At 68.4% G+C, this 16779-nt stretch carries 17 protein-coding genes; 1 reads left to right on the top strand and 16 read right to left on the bottom strand.

Annotated elements, in window-relative coordinates:
- Positions 1–23: 23 nt before the first annotated feature.
- The 5 genes from BW990_RS08435 to BW990_RS08415 are packed head-to-tail and all read right to left on the bottom strand — an operon-like array spanning position 24 to position 4505.
- On the bottom strand, positions 24–1106 hold the full coding sequence (locus BW990_RS08435; RefSeq protein ID WP_076446970.1) for an endonuclease/exonuclease/phosphatase family protein: 1083 nt from the start codon (positions 1104–1106) through the stop codon (positions 24–26).
- 19 nt (positions 1107–1125) lie between these two features.
- The gene (locus BW990_RS08430; protein ID WP_076446967.1) at positions 1126–1809 is read right to left on the bottom strand and encodes a molecular chaperone DjiA; all 684 of its coding nucleotides are present in this window, start codon (positions 1807–1809) and stop codon (positions 1126–1128) included.
- Between the two features lie 31 nt (positions 1810–1840).
- Positions 1841–2350 (bottom strand): GNAT family N-acetyltransferase, encoded by a 510-nt coding sequence (locus BW990_RS08425; protein ID WP_076446965.1) that lies wholly within the window; start codon positions 2348–2350, stop codon positions 1841–1843.
- Positions 2338–2952 (bottom strand): VOC family protein, encoded by a 615-nt coding sequence (locus BW990_RS08420; RefSeq protein ID WP_076446963.1) that lies wholly within the window; start codon positions 2950–2952, stop codon positions 2338–2340. The genes BW990_RS08425 and BW990_RS08420 overlap by 13 nt, the downstream gene beginning before the upstream one ends.
- A 2-nt stretch (positions 2953–2954) precedes the next feature.
- Positions 2955–4505 carry a helicase HerA-like domain-containing protein gene (locus BW990_RS08415; protein ID WP_076446961.1) on the bottom strand — a complete coding sequence of 517 codons (1551 nt, stop codon included), beginning with the start codon at positions 4503–4505 and terminating at the stop codon, positions 2955–2957.
- Positions 4506–4955: 450 nt separating this feature from the next.
- Here BW990_RS08415 and BW990_RS08410 point away from each other — a divergent pair, with 450 nt between their 5' ends.
- Positions 4956–5609: an invasion associated locus B family protein gene (locus tag BW990_RS08410; protein WP_076446959.1), complete on the top strand. Its 654-nt coding sequence runs from the start codon at positions 4956–4958 to the stop codon at positions 5607–5609.
- Between the two features lie 204 nt (positions 5610–5813).
- Here the strand turns inward: BW990_RS08410 and lpxB are convergent, their stop codons facing one another.
- The 11 genes from lpxB to uppS all read right to left on the bottom strand — a co-directional run bounded on the left by lpxB (position 5814) and on the right by uppS (position 16767).
- On the bottom strand, positions 5814–6983 hold the full coding sequence (lpxB, locus tag BW990_RS08405) for a lipid-A-disaccharide synthase (RefSeq protein ID WP_076446957.1): 1170 nt from the start codon (positions 6981–6983) through the stop codon (positions 5814–5816).
- Complete coding sequence (locus BW990_RS08400) at positions 6983–7891, bottom strand: LpxI family protein (RefSeq protein WP_076446955.1); 909 nt, start codon at positions 7889–7891, stop codon at positions 6983–6985. Before BW990_RS08400 ends, lpxB begins: the two co-directional genes overlap by 1 nt.
- A 5-nt stretch (positions 7892–7896) precedes the next feature.
- Positions 7897–8691, bottom strand: coding sequence for an acyl-ACP--UDP-N-acetylglucosamine O-acyltransferase (gene lpxA / locus BW990_RS08395; protein WP_076446953.1), 795 nt, complete (start codon positions 8689–8691; stop codon positions 7897–7899).
- A complete protein-coding gene (gene fabZ, locus BW990_RS08390; RefSeq protein WP_076446951.1) occupies positions 8688–9149 on the bottom strand; it encodes a 3-hydroxyacyl-ACP dehydratase FabZ in 462 nt (153 codons plus the stop codon). The genes lpxA and fabZ overlap by 4 nt, the downstream gene beginning before the upstream one ends.
- A gap of 119 nt (positions 9150–9268) precedes the next feature.
- Positions 9269–10003 (bottom strand): OmpH/Skp family outer membrane protein, encoded by a 735-nt coding sequence (locus tag BW990_RS08385; RefSeq protein WP_076446949.1) that lies wholly within the window; start codon positions 10001–10003, stop codon positions 9269–9271.
- On the bottom strand, positions 10003–12357 hold the full coding sequence (gene bamA / locus BW990_RS08380) for an outer membrane protein assembly factor BamA (protein WP_143526120.1): 2355 nt from the start codon (positions 12355–12357) through the stop codon (positions 10003–10005). Before bamA ends, BW990_RS08385 begins: the two co-directional genes overlap by 1 nt.
- Before the next feature lie 89 nt (positions 12358–12446).
- Positions 12447–12572 (bottom strand): hypothetical protein, encoded by a 126-nt coding sequence (locus tag BW990_RS22445; RefSeq protein WP_268794330.1) that lies wholly within the window; start codon positions 12570–12572, stop codon positions 12447–12449.
- A gap of 150 nt (positions 12573–12722) precedes the next feature.
- Complete coding sequence (gene rseP, locus BW990_RS08375) at positions 12723–14066, bottom strand: RIP metalloprotease RseP (protein WP_076446945.1); 1344 nt, start codon at positions 14064–14066, stop codon at positions 12723–12725.
- 13 nt (positions 14067–14079) lie between these two features.
- A complete protein-coding gene (gene dxr / locus BW990_RS08370) occupies positions 14080–15252 on the bottom strand; it encodes a 1-deoxy-D-xylulose-5-phosphate reductoisomerase (RefSeq protein WP_076446943.1) in 1173 nt (390 codons plus the stop codon).
- Between the two features lies 1 nt (position 15253).
- Positions 15254–16045 carry a phosphatidate cytidylyltransferase gene (locus BW990_RS08365; protein ID WP_076446941.1) on the bottom strand — a complete coding sequence of 264 codons (792 nt, stop codon included), beginning with the start codon at positions 16043–16045 and terminating at the stop codon, positions 15254–15256.
- Positions 16042–16767, bottom strand: a complete 726-nt coding sequence (gene uppS, locus BW990_RS08360) for a polyprenyl diphosphate synthase (protein WP_076446938.1) — start codon at positions 16765–16767, stop codon at positions 16042–16044. Before uppS ends, BW990_RS08365 begins: the two co-directional genes overlap by 4 nt.
- Between the last annotated feature and the right edge of the window lie 12 nt (positions 16768–16779).

Genomic DNA, 16779 nt, shown 5'->3' with positions numbered 1-16779 from the left:
TCGCGGACCCGGGAATTCCCAAGTCACGCAAGCGCGTCCCCGCCATCCGGATCGCGTGGCGTAACGTCGGGCGGATCGTCTTGCGGATCACAGCCCGCATCACCGTCCAGATCGAGGTCGAGCGTCACCGGGAAATGATCCGACGCCATCAGCAGCGCCTCGCGCAGCACCGGGTCGCGCCAGCAGACGGGGTCGTCGAAGGGATGCCAGATGCGCCAGCCCCGCGCCCGGTCGCGCAGGTCGGGGGAGATGAGAATGTAGTCCAGCAGCGCCTGCAGGTAGCGGTTGTCGGGCGCGATCATGAACCGCGCGGTGGCGGGCTGGGCCCCGACGCGCTGCGACAGGGCCTGGTGGGCATGCGGGTCGAAAAGCGCCTCGGCCCCGTGGCCCATGACGATCTCGAGCGAGGAGCGCCCGAACAGCGCCTCGAACTCGTCGAGCCCGGGGCCGTCATTGAGATCGCCCAGCACGATCACCGGATCGCCCTGCGCCAGGTGCCCTTCGATGCGGCGGCGCAGCCAGATCGCCTGGGCCAGCTGCTTGCGGCGGTTGGCGATGGAAAAGCGCATCATCTCGTCGCGCGACCGCGCCCCGTGCGGTGCCTTCGATTTGAGATGCGCCCCGATGAGCCGCAGATCCACCCGGTTGCGCCAGCGCAGCGCGACCTCGAAGGGCGGCTTGGAAAACTCCACCTCGTCGCGGGTCGCGTCGATATCGAGGTCGATGCCGAAGCTCAGATCGAAGCGCGGGGCATCCTCGGCCTCGGCAGGCGCGTGGCGGGCGGCGATCATGGCGGGATCGAAGAGCAGCGCGATTTCCTGCTGGGTGGCGTTCGGAAAACCCATCCGCGCGTGGCTCGTGCGCAGATCGAACGCCTCGGCGAAGGTCTGCAGCGCGGCGATGGTGTTGCGGCGGCGATTGGTGTCGGGCGCCTCGATCACCATCACCGCATCGGCATCCATGGTGCGGAAGACATGGCCCAGGGCTGCGATCTGCTCGGCCCGGGTCACGTCGCGCCGGCCCGACCAGCCGCCATTGTCCAGAAGCCGGCCGTCATCGTCGAAAAGCGCGTCGAACCATTCGATGTTGTAGGTGGCGATGCGCATCCCGTGATCCGATCCCCGGTCAGTCGCCGCGCTGGGCCGAGATTTCTTCCCAGGCGCGGTTGATGGCGATGAGCCGTTTTTCGGACATCTTCACCGCCTCGGCGGGCAGGCCCCGGGCGATCATCCGGTCGGGATGGCTGTCGCGCACGAGCCCGCGCCAGGCGCGGCGGATCTCGGGCAGCGGCGTGTCGGGATCGACGCCGAGAATGGCGTAGGGGTCGGGCGCCTCGTCTGGCGCGTAGCGCGTGCGCAGGGTGCGAAAGCGCGTGCCGGACAGCCCGAAGATGTCGGCCACCCGTTCGAGGAACGCATCCTCCTTGGGATGATAGGTGCCGTCGGCCAGCGCGATGTGAAACAGCCCCTCCATCAGGTCGCAAAGCACCGTCTTGTCGCCCCGGAACATGGAGGCGATGCGCTGGGCGTATTCCTCGAACCCCGCCACGTCCTGCCGCGCGAGGTTGAAGACCCGGGCGGCCCCCGGCTCGTCCTCGGGGGCGATGTGGAACACCTCGCGGAAGGCGGCCACCTCGGACCGGCTGACCTGCCCGTCGGCCTTGGCCATCTTCGCCGCGAGCGCGATCACCGCGATGGTGAAGGCGACCGAGCGTTCGGGCGGCGCGCGCAACGTCTCGAACACCGTGGCGAGGCTTTCGCCGGAGGTGAGCGCCGCGAGCGCGTCGGAAATGCGGGTCCAGATCGACATGGGGTGAGACTAGGGCCTTTGACGGGATAAGTCAGGCCGCGCGCGGCAGCATTTTTTGCATCAGGATGAGATCGATCCAGCGGTCGAACTTGTGACCCGCGTCGCGGAGGCGTCCGGCCTCAAGGAACCCGTGGCGCAGGTGGAAGGCATGCGCGGCGGCGTTCTCGGCACTGAGCCCGCCGATGAGCGAGCGCTGCCCGGCCCGGATCGCGTGATCCTCGATGCCCGTCAGAAGCGCAGCGCCGATACCCTGCCCGCGCCGCTCCGGCGCGAGATGAATGCTGTGCTCCATCGTCCGGGCATAGCCCGGGCCCGCGCGGAACGGCGCGTAGGTGGCATAGCCGCAAATCCCGTCCGCCCCTTCGGCGCCCGCCTCGGCAACGAGGAAGACCGGGCGTTCGGCGATCAGCGTGGCGACGGCGCGAACGCCCGGCGGGTCGGTGGTGAAGGTGGCGGTGCTTGTCGCGGCCCAATGCGCCCAGATCGCGGCGATGGCCGGCGCATCACCGCCGCGCGCGGGGCGCAGGGTCACGTCAGGCATGCGGGGCCGTCCGGACCGCGCAGATGGGCCTCCATGCCCGGCGCGCCGGTCTCGAAGCGCAGCAGCGGCGCGTCGAGATGCGGGGCCAGCCTGTTCGCGAGCGCGCGCGCCTCGGGGTGGCGGATGACGAGGTCGGTCAGAGTGAGCCCCGAAGGCGACAAGAGATCGCCCGCGGGCGTCGGGCTTTGCCATTCGATGAGCGCCGGGAACATCCCGTCATAGGCCATGTGTCCCGAGGGCGGCACCGCCATGCGCCAGCGCAGATCGCCGCGCGCCAGCGGCACCGCCGCCCCGGCTTCTGGCAAGGCGGCCAGCGCGGCGTCCATGTCGTCGGTGCGCAGGATCCAGCGCGCCAGACGCGGCGGGCCGGAGAAGTCGTCGAGCCCGAACCAGCGGGGGCCCTCCGGTGCCGGAGCCTCGGGGTCGATGGCGATCGCTTCGAGATAGAGCCCGGCCTCGAGACCCAAGAGCCGGTTATGGGTGCCGTAGCGCGCATGCTGCCCGCCCGGACCCAAAGGGACCGGCAGCGCCGTCTCGCAATGCGCGACGGCCGCCGCCAGCGTCTCGCCCAGAACGGCCACGTGATCGAGCGTCAGACGCATGCTCAACGCCCCTTGAAGAGCCCGCCGAGGATGCCGCGCACGATGCGACGCCCGGTCGTGCCCTTCAGCTCCTTCACCACCGCCGAGGCGAGCGCCCCGCCGATGGAGGTGTCGCGCGCGGACCGTCGGGTGGGCTTCGAGGTGGAGCGTTCGACGCGGGCGCCGGAATAGCGCCGCCCGGCACGGTATTCGCGCTCGGCCATCTCGGCCTCCTCCTCGCGGCGTTCCACCTCCTCGGCCGCTTTCGCAGCCTCCTCGGCGCGGCTTTGCAGCATCTCGTAGGCCGAGCTGCGATCCACGGTCTTGCGGTATTTCAGATCGAGATCGCTGGCATCGATGATCGCCCGGCGCGCGGCCGGATCGAGCGGGCCCAGCTGCGACGAGGGCGGGCGGATGAGCGTGCGTTCGGCCATGCCCGGCACACCCTTCTTTTGCAGCATCGAGGTCACCGCCTCGCCGGTGCCGACCTGCTTGATCGCCTCCTCGATATCGAAGCGGGGATTTTCGCGATAGGTCTCGGCGGCCAGCCGCAGCGCCTTTCGGTCGCGGGCGGTGAAGGCCCTAAGCGCGTGCTGCACCCGGTTGCCGAGCTGGCCCAGGATATCCTCGGGCACGTCGTCGGGGTTCTGGGTGATGAAATAGACCCCCACCCCCTTGGAGCGAATGAGCCGCGCCACCTGTTCGACCTTGTCCACCAGCGCCTTCGGCGCGTCGTCGAAGAGAAGATGCGCCTCGTCGAAGAAGAAGACCAACTTCGGCTTGTCGGGATTGCCGACCTCGGGCAGTTCCTCGAAAAGCTCCGACAGGAGCCACAGCAGGAAGGTCGCGTAAAGCCGGGGCGAGCCCATCAGCGTGTCGGCGGCAAGGATGTTGATCTGCCCGCGCCCGCCCTCGCGCAGGCGCATGATGTCCGCAAGCTCCAGCGCCGGCTCGCCGAAGAGCTTCGCCCCGCCCTGGTTCTCGAGCACCAGTAGACGCCGCTGGATCGCGCCCACCGATTGCACGGCGATGTTGCCGTAGCGCAGCGACAGCGTTTCGCGGTTCTCGCCGACCCAGACGAGCAGCGCCTGCAGGTCCTTCAGATCCAGAAGCGGCAGCCCCTCCTCGTCGGCGACGCGGAAGGCGATGTTGAGGATGCCCTCCTGCGCCTCGCTTAGCTCCAGCAGCCGCGAGATCAGCAGCGGGCCCATCTCGGCCACGGTGGTGCGGATCGGGTGGCCCTGTTCGCCGAAGAGATCCCAGAAGGTGGTCGGGAAGGCCTCGTAGATGTAATCCGAAAAGCCGATGGTCGCGGCGCGTTCGGTGAACGGTCCGTGAAGTTTGAACTCGGCGCTGCCCGCGGCGGCGAGCCCCGAAAGGTCCCCTTTCACATCCGAGAGAAACACCGGGACACCCGCATTGGAAAAGCCCTCGGCGAGGATCTGCAGGGTCACGGTCTTGCCCGTTCCCGTCGCCCCCGCGATCAGCCCGTGCCGGTTGGCATAGGCCAGATCGAGCCATTGCCTGTCGCCGTAGCCTTCGCCGCCGCCGCCCACGAAGATGCCGTTTTCCATCCGCCCTGCCCCGTTCCTAGTTTGTGCGATGGGCAACATACTTACTTAACCATTTGCTGTCAGTGTGAATTTTGTCCGGCCCTTTGGTCCTCTCTGGGTGCGGATTGACTTCCTCCCTGTCAGACTGGCCGCGTCTTCGGACGCGGCTTTTTTTCGCGCAACATTACAAGTGCGGCCTGTGGGGAATTCTGTTGATATTGGCTGTTGACGGGTGAGGCATCCCATCGTAGCGTCCCATCCAATGACAAAGTCGGCCAGTCCGACGGGGAGAGAATGGAAAAGAGAGCCCAAGGGCTCTCTTTTCTTTTTTCTCTCGCGATCAAGGGCTTGCAGCGCGAAGCTGCCGCACCGGCGCCGGATCGCCGGGCCGTATTCCCCCCCTGACACCCGCAGCCGCCCGTGCTAAACGATGCCCCGAACACGACCAAGCATCCCCGAGGAGCGCTGTAGATGAAGACGACGCTGACCCACCTTTCCCTGATCGCCCTTCTGGGCGCCACCCCGGCGCTGGCCCAGGACAGCGGCACGGCCCCGCCCGCAGAGGAAGAGACCGGCACACCTGAGGCGAGCGAGGCCCCGGCGGCGGAGGCCCCGCCGATCTTCGACACCGGGGAGCCCGTGACCGACGAGGCCGCCGCCGCACCCGAAGGCGCCGAGGATGGCAGCTACGTGCGCGAGACCATCGGCGACTGGTCGATCCAATGCCTGCGCAACCCCGATGGCGACGATCCGTGCCAGCTTTACCAGTTGCTCAACGACGAGGACGGCAATTCGGTGGCCGAGGTGAGCCTGTTCAAGGTCGAGGGCCAGGGCCAGGCCGTGGCGGGCGCGAATTTCATCGTGCCGCTGGAGACGCTGCTGACACAGAAGCTGACCATGGCCGTCGATGGCGGCGCGGCCAAGCGCTATGACTTCGCCTTCTGCGCGCAGCTGGGCTGCGTCGCGCGGGTGGGCTTCACCGAGGCTGACATCGCCGCCTTCAAGCGCGGGGCCGTGGCCAACATCACCATCGTGCCCGCCGCGGCGCCGGACCAGAAGGTGACGGTTGGCATGTCGCTGTCGGGCTTCACCAACAGCTACGACTCGGTCAGCGCCTCGCAGTAAGGCGCGCAACAACCGGACATCGCAGATCGCCCGGAGCCGCGCGCTTCGGGCGTTTTCATGTGCGGGGCGCGGATCGGGTCGGGAAAGCCAGCCAGCGCAGGCGCAACATCGCCAGCGGTGCCCGGTTCGGTCCCATCGCGGGGGCTCATGGCCGCCGCTGCGGCTTTCGGCGGCTCGCTTGGCCGAACGCGGCCGCGGATCCTCTCAGCGGTGGGCCATGCCCAGACCATCCAGCACCGCCCGCGCGGCGCGCTCGCCCGGGGGCGGCCCGCCGAGGCCCAGTCGGTCCATGGTCTCCGTCATGGCGCGGCTCTGCGCCTCGGGCGCATCGAGAACGTTCAGCACCGCCTCGGCGATGGGGCCGGGCTTGCAGGCCTTGCCGATGAATTCCGGCACCACGCGGGTCTCCGAAACGAGGCTGACCAGCGTCACCGTGTCGGTGCGCAGCATCCGCCCGATGATCTGCCGCGACAGCCAGTTCATGTCATAGGCAATGACCATGGGCGTGGCGGCAGCGGCCAGTTCGAGCGACACCGTGCCCGAGGCCGCCAGCGCCACATCCGCCGCGCCGAAGGCCGCGCGCTTGGCGGTGACCATGTCGAGGCGTTCGGGGTCGCGGGGATCGAGCACGATGGGCGCGCCGGGCCAGTCCTGCACCGCCTCCTGCACCGCGCCCGCGACCGATTGGGCCGCCGGCACGACGAAGCGCAGATCGGGTCGCGCCGCGTGCAGCCGCGCGACGGCCTCGCCGAAGACCGGCGCGAGGCGGGCCACCTCGGACCGGCGCGAGCCCGGCAGCACGAGGCAGAGCGGTGCCTCGCCCAAGCCATGGGTGAGCCGGAAGGCGGCCATCTCCGCATGGCTCGCCTGCGGATCGGTCACCACCGGATGGCCCACGAAATCGCAGCGCATGCCCGCGGCTTCCATGTAGGGCGGCTCGAACGGCAGAAGCGCGAGGACCTGGTCCACATGCGCGGCCATCTTCTGCGCGCGTTTCGGACGCCACGCCCAGACCGTGGGGGCGACGTAATGCACGACGCGGATTTCGCTTTCAGCCTTCACCAGCTCGGCCACGCGCAGGCAGAATTCCGGCAGGTCGATGGTGACGAGCACGTCGGGCCTGGCGGCGATCACGGCGCGGGCGGTCTCGCGGATGCGGGCCTTGAGGCTGCGGTATTCGCGCAGGATCTCGAGGATACCCATGATCGAGATCTCGTCCATGGGAAAGAGGCTGTCGAGACCCTCCTCGATCATGCGTTCGCCGCCGATGCCCTCGAAGGTTACGGTCTCCAGCGCGGTGCGCCGCAGCCCGCGCATGAGCGCCGCGCCGAGACGGTCGCCCGAAGGCTCCCCCGCGATGACGAAGACGCGCATCAGGCGGGCCTTTCGCGGGACCAGAGGTAGAGGCCCAGCTCATCCGCTCTGGCGAGCGTCTTCGCGCGGTCGAGCACGATCACGCCGCCCGCCTCGATCACGAGGCCCGCAAGGCCCGCGGCCGCCGCGCCCGTGACCGTGTCGGGGCCGATGGCCGGGAGGTCGGCGCGGCGGTCCTGAGCGGGTTTCGGCGCCTTGCAGAGACAGCCCGCCCCGCGCGGCCCGGCGCCCGAAAGCCAGTCCGCCGCACCGCCGAGCACGTCATAGGTCGTGTCCATCAGGAAATCCGCGGGATCGCCGAGGCCCGCGCCCTGCCCCGCGCCGCCCGTGGCGCCCGGCCCGCCCGCCAGCCCCGCCAGCATCGCGTCGGTGCCGCGCGCATCCTCGCGGGCCAGGACCTCGGTGCCGCGGATCACGCAGGCCTGGCCCTGATCCGCCCGGCCCATCTCGGCGATCACGCGGTCTCCGACGCGCGCCTCGGTCGCGGCGATGGCGGGCGGCGCTCGGCGCGTGGGCGTGCCGGGCGGCAGCAGCAGATCGGGCGCGGCCTCGTGGGCGGCGAGGATCGTGAAGCCCGCCTCCTCGAAAAGCGCCATGACCACGCGCAGCGCGCCGTCATCGCCCTGCGACAGCGCCTCCTTCAGGCGCGGGACCAGCGGTTCGGTCGCGGCATCGATGGCCGCCGGGTCGATCTGCGGGCGGTCAATGCCGCCGCAGAGGCAGAGCGCGGTCACGCCGCGCGCCGTCAGATCGGCAAGGAGGCTGCCCAGCGTCTCGATGCGGAAAGTCAGATCGGGCAAGAGGCTGTCGGGCGGATTGCCCGCCAGCGCGCAGACCAGCGGCTTCTCGACCCGGGTCGCGGCCACCGCGCCGGGCAAGGCCCCCCGCCCTGCGATCAGCGCCAGCACGCGGCTCAGCCCGGGGTGAGGAAGTGGCGATCCGTGGCGCTCGTGATGAACTCCACGATCTCGCGCACGTAGTCGCTTTCGGTTTCCTCGCCGAGACGGCGGGCGCGATCGGCAAAGGCGCCCTCGCCCTGGGCCAGCATCTGGAAGGCCGCGCGCAGGGCGGTGATGTCGCTGCGCGCCACGCCGCGGCGCTTCAGCCCGACGAGGTTGAGCCCGTCGAGCACCCCGCGCGGCGCCTGCACGAGGCCGTAGGGAATGACGTCGTTGGTCACCATGGTCACGGCCCCGATGATGGCGCCGCGCCCGATGCGCACGAATTGATGCACACCCGAGAGGCCGCCGACGATCACGTCGTCATGGATCACGCAATGCCCCGCGAGGGCCGAATTGTTCACCAGGATCACGTTGTTGCCCACGACCACGTCATGGGCCACATGCGCACCCGCCATGATGAGGCAATCGTTGCCGAGCCGGGTGACGCCGCCGCCGCCCTCGGTGCCCGCATTGATGGTGACATGTTCGCGGATGCGGTTGCGGTCGCCGATCTCGAGCTTGGTCTTCTCGCCCTTGAACTTCTTGTCCTGCGGGATCTCGCCGATCACGCAGAAGGAAAAGAAGGTGTTGTCCGCGCCGATCCGGGTGTCGCCGGTCAGGACCACGTGGCTTTTCAGCACGTTGCCGGGGCCCAGCCGCACCTCGGGGCCGATATGGCAGAAGGCGCCGATCTCGCAGCCGGGGCCGATCTCGGCGCCCTCCTCGACGAAGGCCGAGGGGTGAATGCGCGGGGCGGTATCGCTCACTTCGACAGATCCATCATCGCGGTGAACTCGGCTTCGGCGGCCATTTCGCCATCGACGGTCGCGGTGCCCTTGAACTTCCACACCTTGCCGCCGGGCTTTCCGCGCAGCGTCTCGAGCCGCATCTGGAGCTGGTCGCCGGGGATCACCTTGCGGCGGAACTTGCAGCCGTCGATACCCATGAAATAGATCAGCATTTCCTTGTCCGCGAGATCGAGCGCGACGCCGACCATCACGCCCGCGGTCTGGGCCATCGCCTCGACGATGGTGACGCCGGGCATGATCGGCGTGCCGGGAAAATGGCCCTGGAAATGCGGCTCGTTCATGGTGACGTTCTTGATGCCGAGCGCCGAGGCGGTGCCGTCGATCTCTTCGACCCGGTCCACCAGCAGGAACGGGTAGCGATGCGGCAGGATGCGCTGGATGAGCTGGATATCGGCGCGTTTCAGATCGTCGGACATGGTCTTCCTCTCGGCTGGCACATCCGGGCAGCGCAGACGGCGCGGGGCAGGATGCGGGCGGTCCAAGGTGGGTAGCAACCGGCGCGGCGCGGTGCAAGCGCTGCGCGCGGCGCCGCGCCCTAGGGGCGGTCGTCGGTGCCGGCCTGCGGATCGCCCATGTCGAAAAGCGGGCTGCCGTCCGCGCCGTCCCCGGCATCCGGGACCGCGGCATCCGGCGCCGCCTCCGGATCCTCCGCGCCCGCGCCCTCACCGGGCATCACGTCGGCGCCGTCCCCGATCCGGGCATCGACGCGGGCAATGGCCAGATCGGTGATGTCGATCGCATTGGCGCTGAGCAGCACATTCGCCCGCTCGATGATCAGGGCCGCGCCCGCCTCGCGCAGGATCTCGGTCAGGACGGGCTGGACCGCGTTGAAGAAGTCCCGGCGCACCCGGTCGCCGCGATTGGCCAGCTCGCGGGCCTTGGCATCCTGGCTCTGGCGCAGGGCCTGAACGCGGTCGTCGAAGGCATCGGCAAGATCGCGGAACTCGGCCGGGGCGGTTTCGGCGCGCAGCGCGGTCAGCCGGCGCTCTTCTTCGGTGAGCTCGGTCTCGATGCGGCGATTCTCGGCCGACAGGGCCTGACCCGCCGCCTCGATCTCGGCGATGAGGCGCTGGCCGAGCGCGCTGTCGACGAAGAGCCGTTCGGATTCGAGGGTCAGGATCGGCGAGCGGACGATCTGGCGCGGCGCCTCGGATTGCGCCGGGGCCGGTCGCGCCTCCTGTGCGGCGGCAGGCGTCGCGCCGCCGGTCCAGAGCGCCAGCGCGAGGCCGAACGCGGCGAGACCGGTCGCTATCCCGGCGCGGGTCCGCATCAGAAGTCGGTCGAGATCGTCAGCTCGAAATTCTGTTCCTTGTCCTCGTCCTCGCGCTGCAGGGCTTCGGAGAAGTTGAAGCGCAGCGGGCCGAGCGGCGTGGTCCAGAACAGCGACAGGCCCACAACCTGGCGCAGGGAGCCGTCTTCGAACAGCACCTCGCCGGTGGCCGCATCGCTGTCGTCGAGCCCCCAGAGCGAGCCCACGTCATAGAACATGCCGCCGCTGATGCCGTATTCCTCGGGCAGGCCGAGCGGGAATTCCGCCTCGAAACGGGCCACGGCGAAGTAATTGCCGCCGAGCGCATCGTCGAAGCCCGGACCGCGTTCGCGCGGGCCGATGCCGCCCGGCTCGAAGCCGCGCATCAGGCTGGAGCCGAGGAAAAAGCGGTCGGTGACGCGGCTGCCCTCATCGCCGGTATAGTTGAGCGCACCGCCCTCGAAGATCGCGCGCAGCGTCACCTCTTCGGAGAAGGCCAGCCGCTGCGCCACCGCGCGGACATTGGTGCGCACAAAGGTCGTGTCGCCGCCGACGCCGCCGAAGTCCTGGCCGAATTCGAGCAGCACGCCCGCATCGGGGTCGAGCCCGGTGCGGCGGGTGTCGTAGCTGAAGCGGTAGCCGATGGAGCTTTGGTAGAGCGCGCCCTGCCCCGCCTCGGCGGTCACGATCCCGCCGACATCGGATTCGTCGGGCAGCGTGAGGTCGGTATATTCCAGCGTGTAGCGCAGCTGCAGCCGCCCGTTATCGGAGATCGGGAAGGTCAGCGAAGGCGAGAAGGTGCCCGACTCGGTGTTGTAATCGGCGTTCTGGCGTTCGGTGTTGGAATAGCTCAGCCCGATGCCGAAGGCGAGGTCGCGGCCCAGAAGCGCCGGTTCGACGAAGTTGAACGAATAGCGGTTGCTGTCCTCGCTGGTGGTCAGACCGAGGCTCAACTGCTGACCGCGACCGATGAAATTCCGCTCGGAGAAAGACAGGTTGAGGCCGAAACCCGTCGAGGTGGAGTAGCTGCCGCCGATGGAGATCGAGCCAGTGGGCTGTTCCTCCACGTCGACATCGACGATGACCTGCTGCGGCGTGGATCCTTCGCGGGCGTTGACCTCCGCATCCGCGAAGAAACCGAGCGCGCGGATGCGTTCGGCGGCGTTGCGGATCTCGCGCGGATTGAAGGGATCGCCCTCCACGGTCTCGAACTGGCGGCGCACCACGCGGTCGAGGGTGGTGGTGTTGCCCTCGATGTCGATGCGTTCGACGAAGATGCGCGGACCGCGGGTCAGGACGTATTCCACATCGAGCGTCAGCGCGCGGTCGTTGCGGGTGACGCGCGGCTCGACGCGGATGAAATCGAGCCCTTCCTCGACCGCGCGGCGTTCCAGCCGTTCGATGTCGCGGTCGACGAGCTGCGGCGCGTAGACCTTGCCGGGCCGCACCGATACGGCGCGCTCGAACGCGGCGATGTCGACCTCGGCCAGATCGGAGGTCACGGTGATGTCGCCGAAGCGGAATTGCTGACCTTCCTCGACATTGAAGGTCACGAAATAGCCGTCCCGCTCGGCCGCGAGCTCGGCGTTGGTGCCGGTGATGCGGAAATCCACGTAGCCGCGCGAGGAATAGAAATCCTCGAGCAGCTGGCGGTCGAACTGGATGCGGTCGGCGATGAAGGTGTCGCGCGTGATGATCGCGCGCAGAAGGCCCGCCTGCTTGGTCTCGAGCACCCGGCGCAGACGCCGGTCGGTGAATTTCTGGTTGCCGACGAAGGCGATCCGCTCGACCTCGGCGACGCCGCCCTCGAACACCTCGAACACGAGGTCGACGCGGTTGTCGGAGCGGCGGATAAGGCGGGGCTGGACGCGCGCCGCGATGCGGCCCTGCTGGATATAGGCCTCGGCGATCAGGTTGGCGTCGGCCTCGGCGGTCGAGGGGCTGTAGACGCGGCGCGACTGCGATTGCAGCAACGGCTCGAGATCCTCGTCCTCGATGCGGCGATTGCCCTCGATGGCGATCCGGTTGATCGTGGGATATTCCACCACCCGGATGATGAGCGTGCTGCCCTGCGGCACGATCTCGACGGATTCGAACAGGCCGGAATTCTGGATGTTCTGGAAGGCGTCGTTCAGCTCTGAGGCCGAAACCGTCTGGCCGCGGGCGATGCCCGCATAGGACAGGATGGTGCCCGGCTCGATCCGCTGGGCGCCCTCGATCCGGACATCGTTGAACACGAAGGTCTGGGCCACGACCGGCGTCGGCACCGTCCCCAGCGCCACGGCGGAAGTCAGCGAAAAGACCGCGATAGCGCTGCGTTTCGCAAACCCGTTGAGCGCCGACAAACAGGGGCGCGCGACAGCCGTTTTCGACATTCCGCCAATTCCTTCAGACATCCCTCGGAATTGTCAGTATCGGGATTGGAACACCTTGTCAAAAGGCCGCACGGCCTTTCTCGACAGGCTCAGAGCGAGCCCAGGAAAGCGCCGAATGAGAGGGCGAAAATGATCGTGCAGACATAGAGTATCCGGTCCCAGTTCAGGTTCCAGAGAAGTTCCAGTCCGCGGTATCCTCGTTCAATGGTCTGCATGGCCTCACCCTTGGCGAAATAGATTTCGTCAGCCCCTGCAGTAAGGGCGGAATGCGACCGAAATTGGGCGGGCCAATGACGATGTGGCGGCACCGGGCGCCGGTTTGCCGGCCGGGGTCCCCGTCCCGTTCTGCTTCGGGGCTGTCCCGGTTACGGGCAGAACAGGTCGTTGGTCAGCCCCAGCACCATCACCGACAGGATCACCACGAGGCCCACGGACATCAGCACCCGGAGCGCGCGGTCGCTGGGCGGCTTCCCGCGCACCGCCTCATAGGCGTAAAAGCACAGATGCCCGCCATCGAGCACCGGGATCGGAAAGAGATTCAGCAACCCCACCGCCGTGGACAGGACCGCGATGAACCAGATGAAGTTCGTGGTGCCCTGGCTCGCCATCGCGCCCGAGGTCTCGGCGATGCCGATGGGGCCCGAGAGGTTGCAGGTGGAGATCGCCCCGGTGATCATGTGCCACATGCCCGAGATCGAGCCCTGGATGATCGCGCCGGTCTGGCTCACCCCGGAGGTGAAGGCGTCGATCACGCCGGGCGTCTCGGTTGCGGGTTCGAAGAACAAACCGCCGACGATGCCGATCCGGTAGACGGTGCGGAAGGAATTGTCGGGCTGCGGCTCGTCGGTGCGGCGCGGGGTCAGCGTGGTCTCGACGATCTCGCCATCGCGCCAGATCGTCAGGTCGAGCGAGGCCCCGTCGGAGCCTTCCACCCGCTCGCGCAGCTGGTCGAAGGCGAAGATCGGCGCGCCGTCGATGGTGCGGATCACGTCGCCGGGCCGGAAGCCCGCGTCATCCGCCGCCGAGCGCGGCACGACCTGCGTGGCGATGGGCGGATAGACGTAAGGCCCCGCGACCACCGTCTCGGCGCCGTCGCGCAGCACGGTGTAATCGAGGCTTTCATGTTCGGGCAGCGCGTCGAGGAAGGCATCGAAGGCCTCGGCCTCGTCGAAGCCCGGCGGGGCAGTGCCCTCGATCGCCACGATCTCGTCGCCCACGCGCAATTCCTGCGCAATGGGCAGATCGCGCAGCTCGCCCACGGTGATCGGCTCCGACACGGTGCCGCGCGCCATGAAGATCGCGGTGAAGACGAGGATCGACAGCACGAAGTTGAAGACCGGCCCCGCGGCCACGGTGGCCGCCCGCGCCCAGAGCGGCGCGCCGTTCATGGTGCGCCGGCGCTCGGCCTCCGGAAGGGCATTCATCGCCGCCTCGTCCTTGCCGCCCGAGGCGTTGCTGTCGCCCTTGAACTTGACGTAGCCGCCCAGCGGAAACAGCGCGATCTGCCATTTCGTGCCGCGCTTGTCGTGGCGGGAATAGATCACCGGGCCGAAGCCGAGGCTGAAGACATCCGCATGGATCCCCGACCAGCGCCCGACGATGTAGTGGCCGTATTCATGGATCGCGACGATGATCGAAAGGGCCACGACGAAGGCCAGGAGGGTCCAGAGAAGACCTCCGAACTGCGGAATCAGCGAAACGAAATCCAAATGTCCTGCCCTTTTATTCTGTCATCACGACGTCGGCGGTCATACGTGCGAGATGGTCTGCCTCGCGGACCTTATCAAGCGTAATCGCGTCGACATTAAGGACCGATTGCGCCGAAAGCCGGTCGAGCACCGTCTCCACGACCTCGGCCATCCGGACAAAGCCGATGCGCTTTTCGATGAAGGCGTCGAGCGCGCGTTCCTTCGCGGCGTTGAACACCGCGCCCGCAAGCCCGCCCTCCTGCATCACCGCGCGCGCCAGCCGCAGCGCCGGCCAGCGCTCCTCGGAGGCCGGGCGGAAGGTGAACTGGCCCAGAGCAACCAGATCGAGCCGTTCCACCGGCAGCGCGCGGCGCTCGGGATAATGCAGCGCGAAGCCGATGGCGTGGCGCATATCGGCGGGGCCCACATGCGCCATGAGCCCACCATCGCGGAAACCCACAAGCGCGTGGATCATCGATTCGGGATGCACGACGGTTTCGATGCGCGCCGGGTCGATCCCAAAGAATTCCTTGGTTTCAATAAGTTCCAGCGCCTTATTGAACATCGACGCGGAGTCGATGGTGATCCGCTGGCCCATGTCCCAGTTCGGATGCGTCGCCGCCTGTTCCGGTGTGGCGGTGGCCAGCTTCTCGAGCGGCCAGTCGCGGAACGCCCCGCCCGAGGCGGTGATGATGACCCGCTCGACCGCCGCGATATCCTCGCCGATGAGCGCCTGGAAGACCGCGGAATGTTCGCTGTCCACGGGCAGGACGCGCCCGCCATGAGCCCGGGCCGTCGCCATCACGAGAGGGCCCGCGCAGACCATGCTTTCCTTGTTCGCGAGCGCCAGCGTCGCGCCGGTCTCGAGCGCGGCGAGCCCCGGCGCGAGGCCTGCCGCGCCGACGATGGCTGACATCACCCAGTCGGCGGGACGGCGCGCGGCCTCGGTCAGCGCATCGCTACCCGCCGCGGCCTCCACGCCGCTGCCCGCAAGCGCCGCGCGCAGATCGTCCAGAAGATCGTCATGCGCCGTCACGGCAATCCCGGCTTTGAGCCGCCGCGCATCGGCGGCAAGCTGCGCCACGTTGCGCCCGCCGGTCAGCGCGACCACCTCGTAGGCGACCGGATCCCGCGCCACGAGGTCGAGGGTGTTCTGCCCGATGGAGCCCGTCGCCCCGAGGATGGAGATCCGCCGCCGCCCGCTCATGTCAGGCGATGCCCGGGGGAAAGCCCACCAATTGCCCGACGATCAGGATGAACAGGGCCGCGCCCAGCATGCCGTCGAACCGGTCGAACAGGCCGCCATGGCCGGGAATGAGGGTCGAGCTGTCCTTGACGCCCGCGCGGCGCTTGATCGCGCTTTCGGCGATGTCGCCGAGCTGGCTCGCCATGGAAATGGCGATGGAAAGCGGCACGAGGCTCATGTCGGCGCCGGTCATCGCGGCGAAGGAGGCGCCCAATGCACCCGCGGCGATCCAGCCCGCGACCGTGCCCGACCACGTCTTCTTGGGGCTGACGCGGGGCCAGAATTTCGGCCCCCCGATCAGGCGGCCCGCGAAATAGCCCGCGACGTCGGTCGCCACCACCACGAGTACCAGCCAGAGCATCCAGATCAGGCCGAAATCGTCGCGCACGACCATCATGCCGTAGCCCGCGAGCAGGATCAGCGCGGCGAAGACCGCGTAGGTCGGCCCGCCGCGGGTCATCTGGCCGAAGCCCAGCATCGAGGGCGCCAGGAGAAGCGGCATCGCATAGGCCGGCGAGACCTCGCCCGCGATCAGCACCGCCGCACCCGCGGCGGCGGCCAGCACCTTCGGCGTGCGCACGCGATCGGAATCGAGCATGCGCACCAGCTCCCAGACCATCAGGCCCGAGACCAGCGCGATGAGGATGTGGAAGATCAGCCCGCCCGCCCAGACGCAGGCCATGCCGACGGCGACCATCACGACGCCCGAGATCATCCGTTCGGAAAGATCGCCCCAAGTCCCGCCTTGGCTCATGCAGGCACAGCTCCGAAGCGGCGGTCGCGGCGCCCGAAGCCTTGCGTGAGCCGGGTGAATTCCGCGGCGGTGAAGTCCGGCCAGAGCGTGTCGATGAATTCGTACTCCGCATAGGCCGATTGCCACAGCAGGAAGTTCGAGATGCGCGCCTCGCCCGAGGTGCGGATCACCAGATCCGGATCGGGCAGCAGGCAGGTGTCGAGATAGCGCGGCAGCGTCTCCTCGCCGACATCCTCGGGCTTGAGCTTGCCGTCCGCCACGTCCTGCGCGAGGCGCCGGGTCGCGCGGGCCACCTCGTCGCGGCCGCCGTAATTCAGCGCGATGGTGAGGTTGGTGCCGTCGCAATGCGCGGTCATCGTCTCGAGCTGGTCCATGAGCTCGCGCAGCTTGCGGTCGAGCCCCGGACGGTCCCCGATGAAGCGCACCCGCACGTTGTTCTCGCGCAGCGCGCGGGCCTCGCGGGTGATGTAGAGACGAAAGAGGCTCATCAGCCCCGCCACCTCTTCCTGCGTGCGTTTCCAGTTCTCAGTCGAGAAGGCGAAGATCGTCAGATACTCGACGCCGCATTCCGGGCAGGCCTCGACGATTTCGCGCACCCGGCGGGCGCCCGCCTGGTGGCCGAAGAGACGCGGCCGTCCGCGGCGTTGCGCCCAGCGGCCATTGCCGTCCATGATGACGGCGACGTGGCGCGGGGCGGCGTCGGCATTGGGGGCCTTGGACATGGCGTCTCTCCT

It is taken from the genome of Roseivivax lentus, from assembly GCF_900156805.1.
GTDB classification, from domain to species: Bacteria; Pseudomonadota; Alphaproteobacteria; order Rhodobacterales; family Rhodobacteraceae; genus Roseivivax; species Roseivivax lentus.
Note: the sequence above shows the minus strand (reverse complement) of the source record. Positions and strands in the feature narration are given on the sequence as shown.